The organism is Sorangium sp. So ce1504 (assembly GCF_051521635.1).
Taxonomy (GTDB): domain Bacteria; phylum Myxococcota_A; class Polyangia; order Polyangiales; family Polyangiaceae; genus Sorangium; species Sorangium cellulosum_B.
Genome location: NZ_CP150365.1, coordinates 9,342,561 through 9,364,339, shown reverse-complemented (window position 1 = coordinate 9,364,339; position 21,779 = coordinate 9,342,561). Strand labels below are relative to the sequence as shown.

The window sequence follows — 21,779 nt, the reverse complement described above, 5'->3', positions numbered from 1 at the left end:
GCGCGTAGCAACTCGGCACGCCGATCTCCGGAACGGACGAGGCGACTCCCGCGCCAGTGCAGTGTTGACACAGCGGCCGCTCACCCGGAGTGGTGCAGCCCTCCTGGAACGTCCGAAATTCAGCCGGTCCGCCTGCGGGCTGATAGTAGACTTGGTCGCGATGCGCGGACAGCTAGGGACCATCGTGGAGTTCAACGTCACCGACGCCCTCGGATGGATCGAGCTCGACGAGGGCGGGCGGGTGCGGTTTGGAGGTACGTCTCTCCCCCGTGAGTGGGGCTTCGCCTGGGTCTCGGTCGGGACGCGCGTCGAGGTCCGCGGGACGAAGCCGGGTTATAGGGGCGTGCCGAAGGCGGTGGCGGTGGTACCATTGGTCACACCTGAGGACTCGGAGGGCCTTGTCGACGGAGCGCTGGCAACGTCACGCCCCATCCAGCTCTTCGTGACCTTTGCCCCGGTAGACGACGCCTTCGCGCGCTGCCTCGAGAACCACCTCGCCGCCCTGGAATCGAGAGGTGTCGTCCGCACATGGAGTGAACGCCGGCTCGATCCCGGCGCCGACCGAGAGGTCGAGATCGGGGCGAGGCTCGATGAAGCCGACATCGTCCTCCTGCTGATCAGCGCGGATTTCCTCGCTTCACCTGCCTGCATGCGGCTCGCCGAGCGCGCGCTGGAGCTGGCGCATTCCGCGCCAAGGCCAGCGGAGATCATCCCCATCCTCGTTCGCGCCGCCGACTGGGAAATCACTTCGCTCGCGTGTTTTCAGGGGCTTCCATCCAACCGAGCGCCAGTCGCCAGCTGGCCCAACCACGACGACGCATGGGTCGATGTCGTCAAGGGGATACGAGAGGTTGTCAAGAGGCTGGCGCGCTCTCGCCAGCGAGCGAGCGAACCCCCGGGCACGGCTGCCGATCCAGCGCCGCAGGAGGGGAGGGCCAAGCCCGTCCGAGAGCAGCCGAGGCGCGAGCCGGTCTACACGCAGGAGTCGCCCGGCAGGCTCACGCCCATGGAGGTCGATCTTCTCGTTGAATACCTGAAGGACGCTTGGCCAGAGGCCTTGAGCCTGACCCTTCATGTGGACGAGGGGTATGGGATCAGTGGTTTGGATGACCGCCTGTTCGTGGGTCGGGCGCGCATCTACGAAGAGCTCGCTCGCCGCAAGCTGATCGAGGAAGCGACAGAGCGGAGATCGAAGCGGTGGTGCGCGCTCTACTACCCCGGCGCCACTCCGTCCCACTCGTTCCTGTTTCAGGCCGTGCTTTACTTTGACGAGCTATTCGTCATCCACCCGGGTAGTACCCTGTCCAGACAACAGCGCGTGTTCCGACGTTTTGGCGAGCCTGGTTGCAGCCAGGACGACCAAAAATTTCTGGATCGTCTGTCCGTGTTCGATCAGGCTGTGTTGCCGCTCAAGGAGGCGCTCGTCCTTCACTGCGTGCCCCCACAGATGCACCGGCATCCAGATTTCGTACGGCTCCTCACGTCCGACCTCGACGACCCCGGGTTCGTGTCGCTCGCGAGTGAGACCACCCACGAGCCCGTGTTCATAGCGGCCAAGAAGATGGAGTCCCTGCTCCCGCTGATCGGCGAGGGGGGAGACGTGGATTCCATCCGTCGTGACCTTCACCGGCGAGCAGGATACGGTCGCTCCGGCGATCGGAGGGGAGAGCTGTTCCCCGGGGACAGCTTTTACGGCGTCAAGATGGTGACGCCCGTCCTCGCGTCCTCCATCCTGCTGAATCATGCTTTCTTGACGGCGGAGCGATACGGGCTCATTCCGGTCACCGACGATCCAGGCATGGCGCGGCTGCTCCAGCGGAAGCTCGCTCGCATCAGCGCTCGAAAGGAGTTCGTCGACTTCCGCAGGGAGCTGCAGATCAAGGCCGGCTCGCTCGCGATACGCGCCGTCGAGGAGTACCTGCCCAGCTTTCGGTTCGAGAGCTTCGAGCATGTCCTCGAGGCTCGAGAGAGGCTATCCGAACATCTCCTTTCGTTCCGGAGCGCCATGTTGTCGCTGGCGGCAGAGATTGATGAATCGCCGTACGACCAGCTCTTCCCCAAGAGGGTCGAGCACGTGCTGAGCGTCAGGATCAGGCCCGCAGTCGAGGCGCTGCGGAGAGAAATTCAGAGATCGCAGGACTCGTTCGTCGTGAAGTTCCTGAGGAACGTTCAAGTGGGATCCATCCCGATCGTCGGCCTCGTCCTGGCTGGGCTGCCGCCCTCCGCGGTGATCGCGATGGGGGCAGGCGTGCTGACGGCGGAGGCGGCGATCGAGACATACCGTGACGTGAAGGCTATTAGGCGCAATGGATTCTCGTTGTTGCTGGGGGACGCCTGCAACCCGTGATGCCCTTGGCGGCGATGTTGTTCCGTGTCACAGCCCGGGATCGGTCGCGGCCTCTCGCGCGCCGTGCACGACCGTGCACCGAAGGGGCCGCCTTCACTCCACAGCCGTCACGGCTCCGAAAAGTTTGGCTATCGACATGGCCGGCTGCACCGCGTTAGGAGTCTCCGCATGCTGCGAATGAACGAAATTACCGGTTTGGTCATCGGGCTTGGTCTGCCGCGCGAGGGCATGCCGGCCCTCCTGGAACAACGACGCTGGTTCAACAACCAATCCGCGTCGCCGCTCGAGGCGGCGCCGCGCCGCTGGACGGCGCCCGCGGGTACGGCTAGCTCCAGACCATGAACCTCACCAACGTCATGCGGGAGCTCGCCGCGCTGAGCAACGAGAAGATGCGCGAGGTCAACGCCCGCGCCGGAGACGCCCACGGCGTGAACCTCACCCAGCTCCGCGCGCTCGCGAAGCAGCTGAAGACGGACCACGCCCTGGCCGGCGAGCTGTGGCGCACCGGGGACCCCGACGCCCGCCTCCTGGCGACGCTCGTGTTCAAGCCAAAGACGTTCTCGGCGGACGAGCTGGACGCGATGGTCCGGGAGATCGGCTATCCCAAGCTCCTCGACTGGTTCATCGTCAACGTGGTCAAGGCGTCGCGGCACGTCGAGGAGCTGCGTGTCCGCTGGAAGGACTCCGCGAGCGAGCTGGTCGGGCGCGCCGGCTGGAGCCTGACGACGGATCGCGTCGTGAAGAGCCCAGCCGGCCTCGACCTCTCCGCGCTGCTCGACCAGATCGAGGCGGAGATGAAGACGGCGCCGGGCCCGAAGCAGTGGTCGATGAACCACTGCCTCGCCGAGATCGGCATCCACAACCCCGGGTTGCGCGCCCGCGCAGTGGCCATCGGCGAGCGGCTCGAGGTGCTCAAGGACTACCCGGCGTCGCCGGGCTGCACGCCGCCGTTCGCGCCGGTCTGGATTGCGGAGATGGTGCGGCGGCAGAAGGCGGCGAAGACGCCGGGCAAGTGAGGGGGCGATGCGCGAGCGGGAGCTTCGCGACCCGCTGGGAGAGCAATTCGTCTCGCTCCCAGTTCCGGATCTACTGTACGCCCGGTCCATCGTCCACGACGAACCACGTCTGGACGACCGATTGCCCCAGCGACAAGGTCGCGACGGGGGTCCAGTGCGTCACGAGCAGTGGCCAGGGATTCTGCTCGCCGGCGACGGTCCGGTGCAGCACGCCCGTGGGGACGGGTTGGGGTACCGGCTCGCCGTCGTCCCAGAGCCCGACCTCGATCGGCACGAATCGATACCAGTGTCCCGACACACCAGTCACGGGGTATGGATACGTGGACCGCATCAACTATACGGGTGGTGTTTGCGGCACGCTGTGGGGGCCGCTCCCCTGATGCGACCTCTGGCGGTTCCCGTCGAGCAGGTCCCTGCCGCGTTCACGGCTGACCGGCGCGCCCGCCGGTAGACGCTGCTGGGGCGCAGCGCAACCAGCCCTCGACCTCCGGCAACGACGGCGGGCCTCTCCTGGCCGCGCCGATCCGCCGCTCGACCCGCCTCTTCCTGCTCGATACCGGCGCACGTATCCGCCGCTCGGTGAGCGCCTCGCCAGCTGATAGGATCGCGGGCGTCACCGTGAACGATCGCCGCGAGAGCTTCCAGGCCATTCCCCACGACGAGATCCAGCGCGCCGAGGACCGGTCGTGGACCGATCGGCTCCTCGGCTGGCTGGTGCTGCCCGAGCTCCCCGAGGCCGAGCGGGACGAGATCGCGACGACCCTGGCGCGCGTCGAGGACCCCCGCGCGGCGGCGCGGCTCATGCGCATCGTGGAGGCGCGCGAGCTGCCCGAGGCGGCGCGCGAGGCTGCGGGCGCGATCCTGAGGAGCGCCGGGAATCCGCCGGGCGGCGCCTGGCTCAGGGCCGCCTGGGCGGAGGGCGACATCGTGCTTCGCCGTCACGCGCTGCTCCTCATGGAGCGCGCCGAGGCGGACCTCATCGAGCCGGTCGCCCGGGATTCCGCGCACCCGCTTCACAAGGAAGCCATACAGGCCCTCGCGCTCGGCTTCTCGGAGCCGCGCTTCCAGGCGCTGATGATCGCCGCCCTCGGGCACCCCGACGCGGGTATCCGCAAGGTCGCCGCCGACGCGCTGGTATGGGACGAGCCCGTCGCGGCGGAGGCGCCGCTCCTGCGCGCCGCCGCGGATCCCGCGGTCGACGTCGCCGTCGCTGCGCTGGAGACGCTCCACTATTACCCGAGCCGGCGCTGCCTCGATGCGGTCGCCGCGCTTTGCGGGCACCCTGACGAGCGGGTGCGCGCCGCGGCGGCCGCCTGCGCTTTCGAGATCCGCGAGGGGAGGTTCCGGTGGGCGCTCGAGCGCGCCGGGCCGGCCGAGCGGCGGCTTCTCCTCGCGTGGATGGAGCCGGTCCGGCATCTCCTTGGCGTTCTGGGAGACGATGACGCGTCGGAGGCGGACGATCCCGCCGCGCGCGGCCGGATCTCCTCGCCCGGCGGCGATCACGGGTCGGGGGCAGATCTCGAGATGGCCGAGCTCCTCGCGCTCTATGCCGATCTCGACGGCTGCTGGGCGGAGAGGAAGCATCGGTTCGCGGACCGCTTCCGAGCAGCGGGAGTTGCGGCGGATCGCGGCGCAGCGGCGGCGTTCCTGGCGGGGCATCCGGATCCCTGGATCCGCGAGCGAGCCGCGTCGCTCCTCGCCGCGTGGGACGAGCAGGAGGCCCTCCTCGGGCTCACCCGCGATCCTGCCTTTCACGTCAGGAAGAGCGCGATGTACTGGCTCGGCGAGCTCTCTGCGAACCGGGCCCTCGCGGGGCCCGCCTGGGAGCACCTCGGCGAGCTCGGGACGACTGGCACGCATGCGCTCGAGACCCTGAACACGTACGTGGCCCATGCGCTCAAGGAGGAAGCCATCCCCCGGCTGCTCGCGCTGGCGCGCAGCGACGAGCGCGAGCCGGTCCGATGCGGCGCCGTCGACGCGCTCGCGAAGCTCGGCGCGCGCGCCGAGATCGTGGCGCTCCTCCCCTTGCTCGCCGAGCCGCCGCAGGTTACCTGGGCGGTTCACGTCGCGCTCCTCTCCGCGTGCGAGCGTCTCGGTCTCCACCCGGGACGGTGCGACGCGCTCCGCGAGGTCGACAACCTCGATGTTCAGCTCGCGCTCGCGCCCTGGCCGCGGACGCCGACCACGCTCAGCGGTCGGGCGCGCCTGCGCAGATCCAGTCGATGATCGTCTTCATGTCGGCCTCGGGCAGCGGCGCGCCCGGGGGCATCTGGATCTCGGCATCGCCGCACAGGCCGGTGCCGTTCAGCTTGTTGATGAGATAGCTGCTGCTGGGCATGAACGGCCTCACGAGCACCTGGTCGCCGGAGCAGCGGCCGGCGTCCTGACTGACGAGCTCGCCGACCGCCGCGCTCGCGCGGAGGTCGAGCCCGCCGGCCGGCGTGCTGGCGTTGCCATGGCAGTACTCGTTGGAGCAGCTCCGCTCCAGGATGGGTTGCACATCGGCGAAGGTCGCCGTCGCCGTGCCGCAGGCGGGATCGAGCGGCGGCGCGCCGCCTGCACCAGCGGTCGTGGTGGAGCCGTCGCCGCCCGCGCCTGCGGTGGTGGTGGTGGTGGTGGAGCCGTCGCCGCCCGCGCCTGCGGTCGTGGTGGCGCCGCCCTCGCCGCCCGCGCCTGCGGTCGTGGAGCCGTCGCCGCCCGCGCCTGCGGTGGTGGTGGCGCCGCCCTCGCCGCCCGCGCCTGCGGTCGTGGCGCCGCCTTCGCCGCCCGCGCCGCCAGAACCAACGGTGCCCGTGGCGCCGCCGTCTCCCTCGCCACCTTCACCGCCGCCGCCGCCGGTCGCCGCGGCGCCGCCCTCGCCGCTGCTCGCCGAGGAGCTCGCGGATGCGCTCGAGCCATCGCCGCCGTCGACCGATACGAGCGCGGGCTTCTCGGCGCCGTCCGCGCAGAACCCCCACGACGCCGTGGCGCCCGGGCTCAGCGTGCCGTTGTAGCTCTCATTGACGGCGCGCAGCTGCCCATCGGACGGCGTGACGCTGGCGGTCCACGCATGGCGCAACGACGAGCCGTTGAGCGCCACGACCACGCCCCAGGCGGTGGTGGTCCGGTCGGTGCTCTTGTTCCTCACCGTCACAAGCGCGCAGTATCCAGATTGCCACTGTGCCGGAACCGTGAGCTCCGCCTCCATCGTGCCATCCAGGCTGCTCAACCCCGAGACGAGGGAATCGCTGCGCTCGTCGTGCAGCGGCCCAGGGCTGCAGGCGAGCAAGAAGCATGCAAACGAAGCGAAGCAATGTCCAAGAAAGCGAGTTGTACGCATCGAATTTCTCCAGGCAAGATCAAGTGAGTCGCAGGGTTCCGTCCAATATGAATAAGTGAATCAGGGCGTGCCCGCGAGCTCCGTTGATCGATTAGGTGAACTCGTCATTCCCGGCAAGCATCACTTTGATCGCGGCTGTGTCCGCCGATCGGCGCCCGCCGCATGCGACGATGACAATGTGGTCATCGGGGCGCTCGTCGCGTACAGGCGGTCTCATCGATTCATCGCTCCGGCAGGCTGTGCAATGAAGGTGGCCACCTCGACGCATGGATAGGCGATCGAACGAACATCGCCTCTCCAGGAGGGGAGCCCGATCGTCCGACGGATCGTCGGTCAGTCGTCGTGTGCGGCGTGGCGGCGCGACTGGATGAGAGCGCCGGACCATCCGTGATGGCGAGGAGGCGGGGATCTCGGCGACTGGCGCGCTCAGGGGCGCGAGCGACAGCCCTTGCGCGCCGAGGGCTGCGCGTTCATGCCGGCAGAAAGGCCTGCTTCGAGGAGAGGAGCGCGTCCATCAGGGCCTCCCGCTCGGCCGTCGGCTGCGCCGCGACCCGCTCCCACGCCTCCCTGCGGAGGCTCGCCTTGGCGAGGCGGAACGCCGCGGCGGGGCGGCCGCACGCCGTGGCGAGGAAGCGGCGCGCGTCCTCGAGGGGCTCGGCGGAGAGCGCGTCGCCGACGCCCATGTCGAAGAGGCTCGCGGGGGAATGGAGCTCCGCGCCGAAGACGAGCCTCCGGAGCGCGCGGGCGGGAGAGGCGGTCCGGGCGATCTCGAAGGCGACGCGCGGGAAGGCGATGCCCACGGCGAGCTCGGGGAGACCGACCTTGTAGTCGCCGGCGCCCAGGGCGAGGAAGTCAGCGCACATCGCGAGCAGGAGCCCGCCCGCGATCGCATGGCCGTGAACGGCGGCGGCGAGCGGCTTCGGAAAACGGAAAGCGGCGCCGAAGGCGGCGTCGAAGTCGTCGAGGAAGCTTCCAAGCCCCTCTCGATCGAGCGACGCGACCTCGCGGAGATCGAGACCCGCAGACAGGCAGTTGCCGGCGCCGCGGACGAGCACGCCGCGCGCGGCGTCGTCCTCCGCGAGCCGCTGGAAGACGTCGGCCAGCTGGCGGAGCACCGCCTGGTTCATGGCATTGACCTTCGGTCGGCTCAGCGTGACCTCGGCGATGCCGTCTCTTGTGAGCACCTCGACGAATTGCATGGCGAGACGATCGCGCAGAGACGAGCGCGGCGCAAGCTCGCGCGCCCTGGCGCCCGGGCCGCGGCCCGCGGTGATCAGGCTGCGTGTGCGAGATCGCAAGCGATCCCTCCTGCAAACGCGGCGCTCTATCGACAGATGATCCATGCAACGAAGGGTTGCTTTCACTCCACAGCCACCCTGAGCGGACCTGTCAGAGGTCCCAGACGAGCGAGACGGGCACGGCGCGCTCCGCATCTCCTGCAAAATTTCCGTGCTGTAACCGCACAGTTCCAGCACCCGGTCGTTCTTGACGCGGGATCGCGGTGAGCCCAACCTCGCGGCATGCGGAACCCGTGGTGGGTGGGCGTGTTTGCGGCGATTGCGTTCGCGTCGGCCTGTGGGGCCCGGGATGCGCTCGACATCGAGGGACCGTCGGCGGATGAAGGCGAGGTCGGATCGACGGCAGGGGCTGGCGGCGCCGGCGCCACGTCATCGAGCTCGGGCGACCCAGCGATCGGCGCGAGTGCCAGTTCAGGCGGTCAATCCTCGGGAGGTGGGCCGAGCGAGCCGGGCGTCGGGGGCGCGGGCGTCGGGGGCGCGGGTGCCGGTGGCGCGGGTGCCGGTGGCGCGGGTGCCGGTGGCGCGGGGGGCGCCGAGCAGGGGTGCGACCCGGCCCGCGTGGAAAGCGGCACCTGGAATGTCAATCGCCAGGAGGATCTCGAGAAGCTGCGCGGCGTCACCGTGCTCAATGGCAGGCTCGACATCGGCGGCGAGGTCTCCGACCTGTCCCCGCTCGCGTGTCTGACGAGCATCTCGGGCCGCCTCGTGATCAGCGACACCAGCCGGCTGCCCAGCCTGAGCGGGCTCGACTCCCTCTCCTTCATCGGGGCGCGGCTGGAGGTGGCGCGGAACGCGTCGCTGCTGCGTCTCGGCGGGCTTCCGAGCCTGCAACGGGTCAAGGGGATCATCGAGATCCGTGAAAACCCGATCCTCGAGAGCGTCGCCGGCGTCGGGTTGACGTCACATGAGGTGCACGTGATCGACAACGATGCCCTCGATTCCTTGTCAGGCTTCGAGAGGCTCGAGGAGGGGGTGCTGTTGATCCAGGGCAATGACCGGCTCGTGTCGCTGGACGGGCTGCAGGGCCTCCGCCGGGGGACGCTCCGCCTTGTCGACAACGATGCGCTCCTGTTCTTGCCAGGCGTCGAGAATTTCGAGGAGGGGGAGCTCTGGATCGTGGGCAACGACGGGCTTTCGTCGCTGCGCGGGCTGGCGAGCCTGCGCCGCGGGCAGATCAGCGTGCTCGAGAACGATGCGCTGATCAGCCTCGACGGCCTCGAGGCCGTCGAGGAGCTCGATGTGCTCGACATCTCCGGGAACGACGGGCTCCGCGAGCTGAACGGTGTCTCGCGGCTCTCGACCGTCCAGAACCTCGTGTTGGCGGAGAACCCGCAGCTGACCTCGCTGTACGGCCTCGACCAGCTCCGTCACGCGGGATCCATCTCCATCGCGCGGAACGAGCGTCTCCGGCACCTGGTCGGGCTCGGGGGGCTCGAGACCGTCGACGGTCTCATCATCACCGGCAATTCATCGATGGGCACGCTCACGGGCATGCTCTCGCTCCGTGGTGTCCTGTATGCCGTTATCGAATCGAATCCCGAGCTGGTGATCGCCGACGCTCTCGCGCACCTCGGCTCGGACTCGAGCGAAGTGCAGTCGATTTATTTCACCTCCAACCCCAAGCTCACCAGGATCGATCTCGGCGGCCTGACGCGCCTGCGAGAGCTGTTCATCTCCGATTGTGGCTCCCTGGCGGACCTGTCCGACCTCGCCGGCGTGACCGAGCTGTCGGTGCTCTCCCTGGGCCATAACGCCGGGCTCGTGAGCCTTGCAGGCGTGGAGCAGATCTCGGATCTCTCGCTGCTGTCGATCGCGTACAATCCCCGGCTCGCGGATCTGCGGCACCTGAGCGGCCTCCGCAACGTCCGAAACGGGATCGAGATCGTCGGTAACCCCGCGCTGACCAGCCTCGACGGGCTCGGTTCGTTCAGCGAGGGCGTCGGCGTGACTGATGTCGTGACGCTCGAAGGCAACGAATCGCTCGTGGACATCGACGCGCTGCGTGGCCTGGTCCGCGTGAGCCAGCTCGTCATCCAGGACAACGACGCGCTGCTCGGGCTGACCGGACTCGAGGGCCTGGCTGATCTCGATAGCCTCATCGTCGAGGGGAACCGCTCGCTCGCGACGCTCCGCGGCCTGGGCGCCCGAACGGTCAATGGTTGGATCGAGATCATGGGCAACGAGAGCTTGCCGAGCTGCGAGGTCGACGCGTTCGTGGAGCGCCTCGACTGGGTGCCCGAGAGCGTGCGCGAGGAGGACAACGGCACCGGGACCTGCTCGCCCTGAGCGCGCGGGAGCCCGCCGCCGCGCGCGGACGACGCGAGCGCGCGCCGGGCTCGGACGCGCGCAGCGGCGCTTCGCAGCGGCGCTGCGCTGGCGGGATCAGCGGGCCGCGAGGCTCCGCATGCAGAACTTGAGGGCCTCGCGCAGGGTGGCGTGCGTGCCGAGGGAGCGCAGATCGACGTCGAGAGAGGTCATGGTGCGCGCGACCGCGGGGCGGATGCCGGTGACGATCGGCCGGACGCCCAGGAGCTCGACGGCGCGCATGATGCGGACGAGGTGGTCGGCGACGGCCTCGTCGATGGTCTCGACGCCGGTGGTGTCGAGGAGGGCGAAGCGCACGTCGCCGCGCGAGACCGCGTTGAGAAGGCTCTGCATCAGCTCGCTGGCGCGCTCACCGTCCAGGGCGCCGATGAGCGGCACGGCCAGGACGCCATCCCAGACCTGGAGGATGGGGGCGGAGAGGGCGTGGATGACCTCGCGCTGCTGCTCGATGAGGGCGCGCTGCTCCAGCATCCGCTCCTCCTGCTCGCGCTCCCGCGCGGCATAGAGCACGCCGAGCTCGGCGTGCGCCGCGCGGAGCTCGGCCGTGCGGGCCTCCACCTTGTCCTCGAGCTGGGCGAAGAGGCGGGCGTTCTCCAGCGAGACGGCGACCTGGGCGGAGAGAAGACGGATGAGCTCGACGCGATCGTGCGTGAAGACCGCGCTGGCGAGCGCGTTCTCGAGGTAGACGATCCCGAGGACGCGCCCCTGGTGGAAGATGGGCGTCGCGAGGAGCGATCGCGGCTGGACGGCCTTGATATAAGGGTCGGATCCAAAGGCGGGATCGCTCGGGGCGTCGGCCATGACGACGCTGTCCTCGGTCCGCGCGACATACTGGACCACGCTGGCGGCCAGATCGGAGCGGGAATCCAGAGGGGTCGAGGCGATCCGCTCGACGCCGCCGGCGATGTCGCCGGCGGCCTCGATGGTGAGGCGCCCGTCGTCCTTCAGGATCAAGAAGCCGCGGCGCGCGCCGGCGCTCTCGAGCATGATGCGCATCAGCGCCTCGAGCAGCCGGGACAGGACGATCTCCCCGGCGAGGGCCTGAGAGGCCTTGAGCACGCTGCGCAGGTCGAGGTCTTCCCTGACGCCGGTCCTTGCGCCGGTAGGGGCGGGCAGCAGCACGAGATCGGGATGGTCGCGCTCGAGGCGGGCCATGGCGCTCGCGGCGCCCCAGCGCGCATACTGGGCGTGGGCCTCGGTCATGTAGGCGCGCGCGCTCGTGGTCCTGCCGAGAGCCAGGTAGCAGCGCGCGCAGAGCTCGTTGCCGAGGGCGCTGTCGTGGAGATAGCCGCCCTCGACAGCCGCGCGGATGCCCTCGTCGTAGAGATCCAGCGCCTCTCGCCTGTCGCCGCTCACGCGCGCGAGCTCGGCCGCGAGCAGGAGGTGGCGGTGCCTCATGTTGTCGGGCGCATGGCTCGCCCAGAAGGCGACCTTCTCGCCGAGGGCACGGGCCTTGTCGAGATACCGCTCCCGGGTCTCCGGATCCGCGCTGTCGGCCGCCTGGACGAGGGCGACGCCGCCGTAGAAGTGGAACGGCGGGTTGCCCTGCCAGCCGGCGATCCCGATGATGGTGGGGTTCGCCTCCATCGCCAGCGCGGCGGCCCCCGCGTAGTCGCCCTGGAACACGCGCAGGAAGAGGCGGTAGAAGATGGTGAAGAAGAGCGAGGCCTGGTTGTTGACCTGCACCGCGCTGTCGACGAGCTCTTTGATCTGGACCCACTCGCCGGCCAGCTCCGTCGGCCCAGGATCCGGGCTCATGAGGTTCTCGCAGATCTGGCCGACGCAGGAGACCATCCAGGTGATGAAATTCCACCTGTCGAACTTCCTGATGGGCAGCAGCGACTGCGATTCGGCCTTGATCTCGGCGAGGGGGCGGCCGAGCAGGAGGGTCGCCGTGTTCGCGTTGGTCATGCAGTAGAAGGTCCAGACGTACTGTCCTGTCTCCAGGCCGGCATGGATGCCGGAGAACAGGACCTCTCGCCCCTTCTCGTAGCTCGTCTGCCAGTGCATGACGAACGCGCCCCACATGCAGGCGAGGATCGGGTCGTTCCGCTTGTCCGGATAGCGCCGGAGGATCTCGCCCGCGGCTTCGCCGAAGGCGTAGCCGAGCGGGATCCGGCCGCTGACGCACAGGATCTGGCCGAAGACGACGTAGGCGAAGACCGAGCTTTGCGAGACGCCGTATTGCACGGTGTCTCGCAGGATCTTCATCACGCAGAAGCCGAAGTTGTTGCTCGCGAGGAAGTAGCAGGACGAGATCATCTCCTCCAGCACGCTGTGCAGGACGGCGACCTCGGGGTCGGCGAGCCGCGGCAGATCGCAGAGCGACTCCATCGATCGGCCGTCGAGGAACCTGAGCGTCGCTTCGACGTCGCCGGCGACCGCCTCGTCTGACGGGAAGGGCGGGAGATCGATCCCGAAGGCGCGCAGGGCCACGAGCCCCTCCTCGAGGGCGGCGTGCAGATCGGCCTTGAGGATGTGGACCCGCACCTTGAGCCCGTGGGCCCGCGTCTTGTCGAGCCGGCTCCTCGCGTGGACCACGGCCCCTTCCAGCGTGGGGAGGGCGTCGTCCGGGCGGCCGGAGAGCCCCTGCATGAGGCCCATCTTCGTGGTGAGCGCGAAGCTGAGCTCGTACTCCGTCGCCCACGGATCGCCGGGGAGCCTGGCGATGCCCTCGGCCAGGTACTTGAGCGCGGCGTCGAACGCCGCGCTCTCCTCGGCCCGCTCGGCCGCGGCGAGGTTCATCCGCGCGAGATCGACGCGGGCCGCGGGGTCCTGGATCAGGTCGCCGGCGAGGTTCAGGTGGTTCACGACGTCGAAGAGAGAGCGCGCGTCGGACCCGAGCTGCTGCCGCAGGAGCACCCCGATGCGGTGGTGGAGCCCCGGCCGCTCCTCGACGGGGATCATCGCGTAGGCGGCCTCCTGGATCTTGTCGTGGACGAAGCGATGGCACGCGCCGTCGCCCGCGATGAGCTCTTCCCTGAGCGCCGGCTCGACGCGCCCGTAAAACTCGTCGATGGAGCACTCGCTGACGGTCGAGAGCGTGCCCAGATCGAAGCGGTTGCCGAGGGCCGCAGCGAGCCTGAGCGCGTCCTGCGCGGCGGGGGGCAGGCGGCGGATGTTGCTCCCCATGAGGTCGAGGACGTTATCCGTGTACTCGAGGGCGCGTATCGCCGCGAGATCCCACGACCAGCGGCCGGCCTCATCGAAGGACAGCGCGCCGCTGTCGTGGATCGATTTGAGGAAGCGCTTGATGAAGAACGGGTTTCCGCCCGTCTTCTTCAGCACGAGGGCCGCGAGCTGCGCGCAGTCCGAGCGCCCGAGGCTGTCGCTGATGAGCGCCTTGACGTGCGGTAGCTCGAGCGGGGTGAGCACGATGGGCTCGATCTCGACGCCGCTCTTCCGGAGCTCGTCGACGGCGCGGATGAAGGGGTGCGCGGGGCTCACCTCGTTGTCGCGGTAGGCGCCGCAGAAGAAGAAGGCCCCGAGCCCCTCGGCCTCGAGCAGCGCGTTGACGAGGCTCAGGCTCGCGGCGTCGATCCACTGAAGGTCGTCGAGGAAGAGGACGATGGGGCGCCCCTGCCCCGTGAAGGCGGAGACGAAGCGCTGGAAGGTGAGGTTGAGGCGGTTCTGCGCCTCGACGGGGCCGAGGGAGGGCACCGGCGGCTGCTCGCCGATGAGGAACCCGAGCGCGGGGAGGACCTCGCAGATGACCTGCGCGTTGCTCCCCAGCCCCTCGATCATCGCCGCTCGCCAGCGCGCGATGCGCTCCTCGCTCTCGGACAGGATCTGCCGGAGCAGCGCGTCGAACGCCTGGAGCACCGGGCCGAGGGGCCGGTCCCGATTGAACTGGTCGTACTTGCCGGTGATGTAATAGCCCTTCTCGCGCGCGAGGGGCTTCAGGATCTCCTGCACCAGGGACGACTTCCCGATGCCGGAGTAGCCCGAGACGAGGACGATCTTGCGCGTGCCGCCCAGGACTCCGAAGAACGCCTCCGTGAGGCGCTCGATGCTCTCTTCACGACCATAGAGCTTCTGGTGGATCTGCAGCAGGTACGCGGCGTCGCGCTGGCCCAGGTCGAAGCGATCGAGCTCGCCATGGTCGAGGCGCCGCCGACACTCGTGAAGGTCGGCGAGGAGGCCGCTCGCGGATTGATAACGGTTCTCCGCGTTCTTGGAGAGCAGCTTCATGACCACATCGCCGAGCGCGGCGGGCACGGCGGCGCTTCGCGCCGCGGGGTGCTCGGGGATGTGGGCGATGTGGGCGTGGATGAGCTCGAGCGGGTCGCTCGCCTGGAAGGGGACGGCCCCGGTGAGCATGCGATAGTAGAGCACGCCGAGCGAGTACAGATCGGAGCGGTGGTCGACGCTGCGGTTCATCCGGCCGGTCTGCTCGGGCGAGATGTAAGGGAGCACGTCGGAAATGACAGCATCGCTGTAGAGCGACTCGCGCTCCCGCGTGACCGCGGCGTCGACCCCGTAGTTCAGGATCCGGGCCTGACCGTCGCCAGAGACGAGGAAGCTCTTCGGCCTGACGGCGCCGTGCACGATCCCGTGCCCGTGCAGCACGCGCACCGCCTCGGCCATGGAGATGGCGAGCTCAAGGCACCTGTCGACGTCGAGGCTGCCGCACGCCGCGAGGTAGTTCTCGAGCTCGTCGCCGGCGGTGTCCTTGAGGACGAGGACGAGCTCCCCGTCATGCTCCTCCAGGCCGTAGACCTTGACGACGCGCTCGGACTCGATTCGCGCGATGTGCTTGTATTCGTGCTTGACGCGGGCGCGGTCCACGATGCGCGACCCGCCCGCGCCGAGCACCTTGAGCACCACGGGGGCGCCGTCGTTCTCACGGACGGCGCGGTATCGGGCGGAGTCGCCTTTCGGATCGAAATGGCTGACGGAGTGGTAGCTGGGTAGAGTGAGCATCACCGAATCGCAGAGGTGCCGCGCTGGCCGGCAGGTGCTTGGAGGGGAGACAGCGACCCTCCCTCACCGTGCTGGCGGGCGGCAGGGCAGTAGCGGTCTTGCCACGACGAGAGCCGAAGGTGGCTGACGGAACGAAGGCAGGAAATAGCAGAGCCTGCTTCGGCGTTTATCGGAGCCAGTCGACCCCCCCGAACTCCGAGTCATCAAAAAAATTATCACAGCGCCAGCGCGCCGGGCAAGGGCGACGGAGCGAGGGAGGTGCTCGCGAGCGCTCCTGCTCCTAAGGCTCGCCGGGCATGACGGGGCGTCGCGGGCGAGCCGGCCCAGGATTGCGCCGCCGTTTCCCGTGGCAAAGCGCGGTCCTTTTGCCACCATCGCAAATCGGCCGGCGCCTCGGGGCCGCTCCGGCGCTCGACCCTTCCACATATGTCTGATAGCCCACGTTACTGCGTACTGGAAGTGCTCCACCGAGGTGCGGATACGATCCTCTATCACGCGAGACGCGAGGAGGACGGCCTGCCGGTGGTGCTCAAGGCCCTGCGGCGCGACCACGCGAGCCCGCGCGCCCTGGGGCGCCTGCAGCACGAGCTCGAGATCGCCAGGGCGCTCGAGTCGCCGGTCGTCGTCAAGGCTTACGGGATCGAGACGTTCCGCGACCAGGTGACCCTGGTCCTGGAGGACTTCGGTGGCCGCTCGCTCGACCGGGGCCTCGGCGGCCCCATGCCGATCGAGCGCTTCCTGCCCCTGGCCATCGGCTTCGCCGGCGCGCTCGCCGAGCTCCACCGGCGGCACGTCATTCACAAGGACATCAAGCCCCAGAACCTGCTCCACAACCCCGACACCGGCGAGGTGAAGATCACCGATCTCGGCATTGCCTCCCTCTCGCCCCGCGAGGCCGACGAGCTCGCATACGACGGGCTCATCGAGGGCACGCTCGCGTACATGGCGCCCGAGCAGACGGGCCGCATGAACCGCTGGATCGACGAGCGCACCGACCTTTACTCCCTCGGCATCACCTTCTACGAGATGCTGACCGGCACCTTGCCTTTCCATGCAAGCGACCCCGTCGAGTGGGTCCACTGCCACATCGCCCAGGCGCCGCGGCCGCCGCACGCGCTCGTCCCCTTGATTCCCCTGCAGCTGTCCGCGATCGTGCTCAAGCTGCTCGCCAAGGCCGCCGAGGCGCGCTACCAGAGCGCGCTCGGCCTGCGGTACGACCTCGACCGGTGCGTCGGCCGGCTGCGCGCGAGCGGCACCATCGAGGCCTTTCCGCTCGGCCAGCGCGACGTCCCCGCTCGGTTCCAGGTCCCGCAGCGGCTCTACGGCCGCGAGCGCGAGCTCCAGGCCTTGCTCGCCGCGTTCGGGCGCGTGGTCGCGAGCGGCCGGCCCGAGCTCGTGCTCGTGTCGGGCTACTCGGGCATCGGAAAGTCGTCGCTCGTCGCCGAGCTGCGCAGGCCCATCGTGCGCGAGCGGGGCTTCTTCCTCTCCGGCAAGTTCGATCAGCTGAAGCGCGACATCCCCCTCCACGCCTTCATCCAGGCCTTCCGGGCGCTTTCGCGGGAGATCCTGTGCGCGAGCGAGGAGCAGGCCGACCGCTGGCGGCAGCGCCTCCGCGAGGCGCTCGGCCAGAACGGCGGGTTGCTCGCCGACCTGCTCCCCGAGCTCGCGCTGCTCCTCGGCCCCCAGCCGCCCGTGCCCGAGCTCCCGCCCGCCGAGGCGCAGAGCCGGCTGCACGCGACGCTCCAGCGGTTCGTCGCGGCGTGCGCCCAGAAGGAGCACCCCGTCGCGCTGTTCCTCGACGATCTTCAGTGGGCCGACGCGGCCAGCCTCCAGCTGCTCGAGCAGCTCGCCACCCGCGCCGACGCCGCGCACCTGCTGCTGATAGGCGCCTACCGCGACAACGAGGTCGGCCCCGCGCACCCGCTCCGGCTCACGCTGGCCGAGGCGCAGAAGCACGGCGTCCCTGTCGACGACATCGCCCTCGCGCCGCTCTCTCCCCCCCACGTCGGCGCCCTCGTCGCCGAGGCGGTCCACGCCCCGGCCGCGCCGCTCTCCCGGCTCGTCTACGAGAAGACCGGAGGCAACCCGTTCTTCGTGCTCCAGTTCCTCATCACCCTGCACGAAGAGGGGCTCATCACCTTCGACGCCGACGAGGGCGCGTGGCGGTGGGACCTCGCCGCCATCCGCGACCAGGGCTTCACCGACAACATCGTCGAGCTGATGGTGGGCAAGCTGAAGCGGCTCCCCGTTCCCACGCGCGACGCCCTCAAGCTCGCCGCGTGCCTCGGCAGCAGCGCGGACCTCGACGCCCTCGCGATCGTCGCGAGCCGCCCGGCGGAAGAGCTCCGCGAGGCGCTCGAGGAGGCCGTGCGCGAGGGGCTGCTCGTCTGCCGGAGAGGGTCCTCCTACCGCTTCCTCCACGACCGGGTGCAGCAGGCCGCTTATTCGCTCATCCCGGCGGGACAGCTGCCCGAAGTGCACCTCCGGATCGGCCAGCTGCTCCTGAAGGCACGGCGCCCGGAGGAGCGCGAGGACGCGCTCTTCGACATCGTGGACCACCTCAACCGCGGCGCCGTCCTCCTGCGTTCCCAGGCGGAGCGCGACGAGCTCGCCGCCCTCAACCTCCGCGCCGGCAGGAAGGCCAAGGCCGCCGCCGCCTACCAGTCCGCCGCAGCCCTCTTCGCCGCCGGCATGGCCCTCCTCGCGAAAGATCCCCGCGAGCGCTGGGAGACCCGGTACGAGCTGACCTACGACCTGAGCCTCGAGCGTGCGCGCGCCGCGTACGTCACCGGCGGTTTCGAGGAGACCGAGCGGCTCCTCGAGGAGCTCTTGGAGCACGCGAAGACCAAGATCGAGCGCGCCGCCGTCGTGGAGCTCGCGGTCGTCTTCTACCAGACCCGCGGGCGAAGCGACCACGCCGTGGAGATCGGGCTCTCGTGGCTCCGCACCTGGGATATCGATCTTCCGCCCCATCCCACCGAGGCACAGGTCACAGAAGAGATCGAGAGCGTCTGGCAGGCCCTGCGCGACCGTGCGATCGAGGATCTGCTCCACCTGCCCCCCATGGAGCACCGGGCGAGCAAGCTCCTGATGGCCGTGCTGCACGGCGTGGCCGGCCCCGCGATCTTCGTGGACCAGGACCTCCACTGCCTCGCCATCGTTCGCATGGTGAAGCTCAGCCTGCGCCACGGCAACGCCGAGAGCTCCGCCCATGCCTATGCGGCCTTCGCGCGGATGCTCGGCCCGCGGCTCGGGCGATACCGGGAAGCGTACCTGCTCGGAAAGGTCGGCCACGACCTGGCGGACAGGAGCGGCCTCCTCACCCTGAAAGCGCTGGTGTTCACCCTCTTCGGACAGCACGTCGTCTTCTGGACACGCCACTACCGAGAGACAACTCCGTACACGCGCGCCGGTTTCAGCGCCGCGGTCGAGTCCGGCGACCTGAACATGGCGTGTTTCAACTGTATCTGGGCCCCGCTGTTCCAGCTGCTCTCCGGCGGGCCGCTGGAGGACGTGCTCCACGAAGTCGAGGAGCGCCTCGGCTTCGTGCGCAGGACGCGCTACGCGTTCGCGCACGGACCCCTCCTCAGCGGCCACGCCATGATCCAGACGCTGCGAGGGAGGCCGGTCGGCTACGCGACGCTGGACGGCTCTGATCTGGCCCCGTCGGCCTTCGAGGCGCGGCTCGACGAGGGCGAACTGCGGGGCGCTCGCGGCCTCCATTACAGCATGAAGGCCCAGGCGCTCTTCGTGCTCGGCCCTCCCGGAGAGGCGCTCGCCGCGGCGACGCGCGTGATCGTCGACCACCCCCTCAGGACCGAGCCCTCCGCGCTCATCGCCGAGAACTGCTATTATTACGCGCTGGCGCTCGCGGCCGTCTCGTGCGACGCGCGCGCGCCGCACGAGCAACACGGGGCGCGGCCATCCCCGGCAGAGGAGCTCCCCGCGGGTCTACTCGACTGCGAGCGGCAGCTCGGCGAGTGGGCCTCGAGCTGCCCCGACAACTTCTTCCACAAGCACGCCCTGATCCGCGCCGAGATAGCCCGGCTCCGCGGGCAGGAATCGGAGGCGGTGCGGCTTTACGAGCAGGCCATCGGGTCGGCGCGGGAGGGCGGCTTCGTCCAGCACGAGGCCATCGCCTGCGAGCTCGCCGCTGGGTTCTACCGCGCGCGCGGCCTGCCCACGCCCGCCGTCGCCTACCTGCGAGACGCCCGCGCCGCCTACTTTCGCTGGGGCGCCCACGCCAAGGTCGAGCAACTCGACCAGCGCTATCCCCACCTCGTGGAGCGCAGGCCGATCGCGCCCACCGTCACCTTCGCCGTCCGGGCCGAGCAGTTCGACGTCCTGTCCGTCGTCAAGGCCTCTCAGAGCATCTCCGGCGAGCTCAAGCTCCCGCGCCTGCTCGAGATGCTCCTGCGCACGGTGATCGAGCACGCAGGCGCCGACGAAGGCCATGTGCTCCTGATCCGGGAGGATCGCATGTCGACCGCGGCGGCGATCGCCGCGTCCGGGGGCGCGGCGCGCCTGTTCGACGCGGGCGAGGCGCCGGGGGCGCTGCCGCAATCCATCCTCAACTACGTCCTTCGCAGCCACGAGCGCGTGCTGCTCGACGACGCAACGGCCAAGCACACGTTCTCCGAGGACGAGTATTTCACGGAGAAGAGGCCGAGGTCGGTGCTGTGCCTCCCGATCATGCGGCAGGCCCGGCTGCTCGGCGTGCTCTACCTGGAGAACGGGCTCGTGGCCGGCGCGTTCACCCCAGGGCGGCTCAGCGTGCTCGAGCTGCTCACCTCGCAGTCGGCCATCTCGCTCGAGAACGCCATGCTCTATGCCAAGGTCGAGCAGGAGAACGCCGAGCGGCGGCGGGCGGAGCAGGCGCTGAAGGCCAACCAGGCGACGCTGCAGGCCATCGTCGACAACTCCGCCGCGGCCATCTACCTCAAGGATCGCGAGGGCCGGTATCTGCTTGCCAACCGCCAGGCGGGCAACCTTCTCGGCCTGCCGAGCGATGAGCTCCTTGGAAAGACCGACGCCGAGCTCTTTCGCAATGCGTGCGTCGAGGTGCTCCAGACCAACGACCGGCGGGTGCTCGACGCGGGCGAGCCGCTGGAGTTCGAGGAGGAGACGCTGGTAGAAGACGATCAGCGCACCTTCCTGTCGGTCAAGTTCCCTCTCGGCGAGGAGGTCATGCCCGGCGTCCTTTGCGGCATTTCCACCGACATCACCGAGCGCAAGCGGGCCGAGATCGCCGAGCGCTTCCTCGCCGAGGCGAGCCGCAAGCTGATGGCCCTCGGCTACGGCGCGACCCTCGAGAGCGTGGCGCACCTCGCGGTCCCCGAGCTGGCCGACCGGTGCGTCATCGACGTGGACCTCGCCCAGGGCACCCCTGGATCCACGGTCACCGCGGTCACCGCGGGCGTGCCGGCCGAGCTCGCCGGCGCGGTGATCGAGGCGCTGCGGCCCCTGGCAGCGACCGCGCCGGACCGGATCGAGGTGGGCGACGTCCGCGTGGCGCCGCTCCTCGAGCGGCTCGGCGTTCACTCCTTCCTCCGCGTCCCGCTCCTCGCGCGCGACCGGCGCTTCGGGGTCATGACCCTGCTGGCGACCGCGCCCGGGCGCCGCTATCGGCCCGCCGACCTGTGGCTCGCCGAGGAGCTCGGCAGCCGCGCCGCGCTCGCCCTCGACAACGCGCGCCTGTTCGCCGAGGCCCAGCAGGCGATCGAGCGCCGGGACGAGTTCCTCCTCGTCGCCTCGCACGAGCTCAAGACCCCGCTCACCTCGCTGACGATGCAGGCCCACCTCCTCGCCCGGCTATTGCCTCGCTACCGGCGCGCGGAGATCGCCCCGGAGCGCATCGACGCCGCGATCCAGGTCCTCAACCGACAGATCGCGCGGCTCGCCCACCTGGTCAACGAGCTGCTCGACGTCACGCGCCTGAACGCAGGCCGGTTGACCCTCTCGCGAGCGCCGGTCGACCTGGCGGCGGTGGCGCGCGAGGTCGTCGAGCGGATGCACCAGCAGCTCGACGACGCCCGCTGCCGCGCCGAGCTCGATCTGGACGAGCCCGTGGTCGGGCGCTGGGATCCTTCTCGCATGGAGCAGGTCCTCATCAACCTTCTGTCCAACGCGATCAAGTACGGCGCCGGGGGCCCCATTCACGTCGCCGTGCGCCGCGAGGGTGATCGCGCGTTGCTCGTCGTCCGCGATCACGGCATGGGCATCGCCGAGGCCGATCAGGCCCGCATCTTCGAGCGCTTCGAGCGCGCCGTCTCTGTCCGCAACTTCGGCGGCCTCGGCCTCGGCCTCTACATCGTTCGATGGATCATCACGGCCCATGGCGGCGCCATCCGCGTCGAGAGCGCGCCGAGCGCAGGCGCCGCGTTCATCGTCGAGCTCCCTTTGCTCCCGGCAGAGGCCGAATCGGACACGGCGAGAGGATCCACCTCGCCGTGACGGCGTGGGCGGCGATAGGCAGCGGGTCCTTCGCGCTCCTCTTCCGGGTGATTGGCGTCTTCCAGCGATCCCGTTTTTCCGCCCTGCCAGCTCGGAAT

Annotated in this window: 10 protein-coding genes; 6 read left to right on the top strand and 4 right to left on the bottom strand. The window is 69.5% G+C overall.

Features of this window, described 5'->3' with window-relative positions:
- The first annotated feature begins 184 nt into the window (after window positions 1-184).
- From WMF39_RS35250 to WMF39_RS35240, 3 genes are all read left to right on the top strand, one after another.
- Complete coding sequence (locus WMF39_RS35250; RefSeq protein ID WP_437740859.1) at window positions 185-2,347, top strand: toll/interleukin-1 receptor domain-containing protein; 2,163 nt, start codon at window positions 185-187, stop codon at window positions 2,345-2,347.
- A gap of 168 nt (window positions 2,348-2,515) precedes the next feature.
- Window positions 2,516-2,689: a hypothetical protein gene (locus WMF39_RS35245; protein WP_437740858.1), complete on the top strand. Its 174-nt coding sequence runs from the start codon at window positions 2,516-2,518 to the stop codon at window positions 2,687-2,689.
- Entirely contained in the window at window positions 2,686-3,363 is a 678-nt protein-coding gene (locus tag WMF39_RS35240; protein ID WP_437740857.1) for a DNA alkylation repair protein, read from the top strand. Before WMF39_RS35245 ends, WMF39_RS35240 begins: the two co-directional genes overlap by 4 nt.
- Window positions 3,364-3,433: 70 nt before the next feature.
- Here WMF39_RS35240 and WMF39_RS35235 read toward each other — a convergent pair whose 3' ends face one another.
- Window positions 3,434-3,670 (bottom strand): hypothetical protein, encoded by a 237-nt coding sequence (locus WMF39_RS35235; RefSeq protein ID WP_437740856.1) that lies wholly within the window; start codon window positions 3,668-3,670, stop codon window positions 3,434-3,436.
- Between the two features lie 311 nt (window positions 3,671-3,981).
- Between WMF39_RS35235 and WMF39_RS35230 the strand changes: the two genes are divergently transcribed.
- The gene (locus WMF39_RS35230) at window positions 3,982-5,589 is read left to right on the top strand and encodes a hypothetical protein (RefSeq protein ID WP_437740855.1); all 1,608 of its coding nucleotides are present in this window, start codon (window positions 3,982-3,984) and stop codon (window positions 5,587-5,589) included.
- Here the strand turns inward: WMF39_RS35230 and WMF39_RS35225 are convergent.
- Both WMF39_RS35225 and WMF39_RS35220 read right to left on the bottom strand, forming a co-directional pair.
- Window positions 5,552-6,550 carry a cellulose binding domain-containing protein gene (locus WMF39_RS35225; protein WP_437748068.1) on the bottom strand — a complete coding sequence of 333 codons (999 nt, stop codon included), beginning with the start codon at window positions 6,548-6,550 and terminating at the stop codon, window positions 5,552-5,554. The two genes, WMF39_RS35230 and WMF39_RS35225, sit on opposite strands and share 38 nt — an antisense overlap.
- Window positions 6,551-7,152: 602 nt before the next feature.
- A complete protein-coding gene (locus WMF39_RS35220; protein WP_437740854.1) occupies window positions 7,153-7,881 on the bottom strand; it encodes an enoyl-CoA hydratase/isomerase family protein in 729 nt (242 codons plus the stop codon).
- A gap of 321 nt (window positions 7,882-8,202) precedes the next feature.
- Here WMF39_RS35220 and WMF39_RS35215 point away from each other — a divergent pair, with 321 nt between their 5' ends.
- Window positions 8,203-10,266, top strand: a complete 2,064-nt coding sequence (locus WMF39_RS35215; protein WP_437740853.1) for a leucine-rich repeat domain-containing protein — start codon at window positions 8,203-8,205, stop codon at window positions 10,264-10,266.
- Between the two features lie 96 nt (window positions 10,267-10,362).
- Here the strand turns inward: WMF39_RS35215 and WMF39_RS35210 are convergent, their stop codons facing one another.
- Window positions 10,363-15,228, bottom strand: coding sequence for an AAA family ATPase (locus WMF39_RS35210; protein ID WP_437740852.1), 4,866 nt, complete (start codon window positions 15,226-15,228; stop codon window positions 10,363-10,365).
- Window positions 15,229-15,654: 426 nt separating this feature from the next.
- On the opposite strand from WMF39_RS35210, the gene WMF39_RS35205 reads away from it, so the two are divergent.
- Complete coding sequence (locus WMF39_RS35205) at window positions 15,655-21,681, top strand: AAA family ATPase (RefSeq protein WP_437740851.1); 6,027 nt, start codon at window positions 15,655-15,657, stop codon at window positions 21,679-21,681.
- The last annotated feature ends 98 nt before the right edge of the window (window positions 21,682-21,779 follow it).

Coding starts and splice junctions, on each gene's coding strand:
- WMF39_RS35245 (WP_437740858.1), top strand. CDS start 2,516: ATGCTGCGAATGAACGAAATTACCGGTTTGGTCATCGGGCTTGGTCTG.
- WMF39_RS35240 (WP_437740857.1), top strand. CDS start 2,686: ATGAACCTCACCAACGTCATGCGGGAGCTCGCCGCGCTGAGCAACGAG.
- WMF39_RS35225 (WP_437748068.1), bottom strand. CDS start 6,550: ATGGAGGCGGAGCTCACGGTTCCGGCACAGTGGCAATCTGGATACTGC.
- WMF39_RS35220 (WP_437740854.1), bottom strand. CDS start 7,881: ATGCAATTCGTCGAGGTGCTCACAAGAGACGGCATCGCCGAGGTCACG.
- WMF39_RS35215 (WP_437740853.1), top strand. CDS start 8,203: ATGCGGAACCCGTGGTGGGTGGGCGTGTTTGCGGCGATTGCGTTCGCG.
- WMF39_RS35210 (WP_437740852.1), bottom strand. CDS start 15,228: ATGCTCACTCTACCCAGCTACCACTCCGTCAGCCATTTCGATCCGAAA.
- WMF39_RS35205 (WP_437740851.1), top strand. CDS start 15,655: ATGTCTGATAGCCCACGTTACTGCGTACTGGAAGTGCTCCACCGAGGT.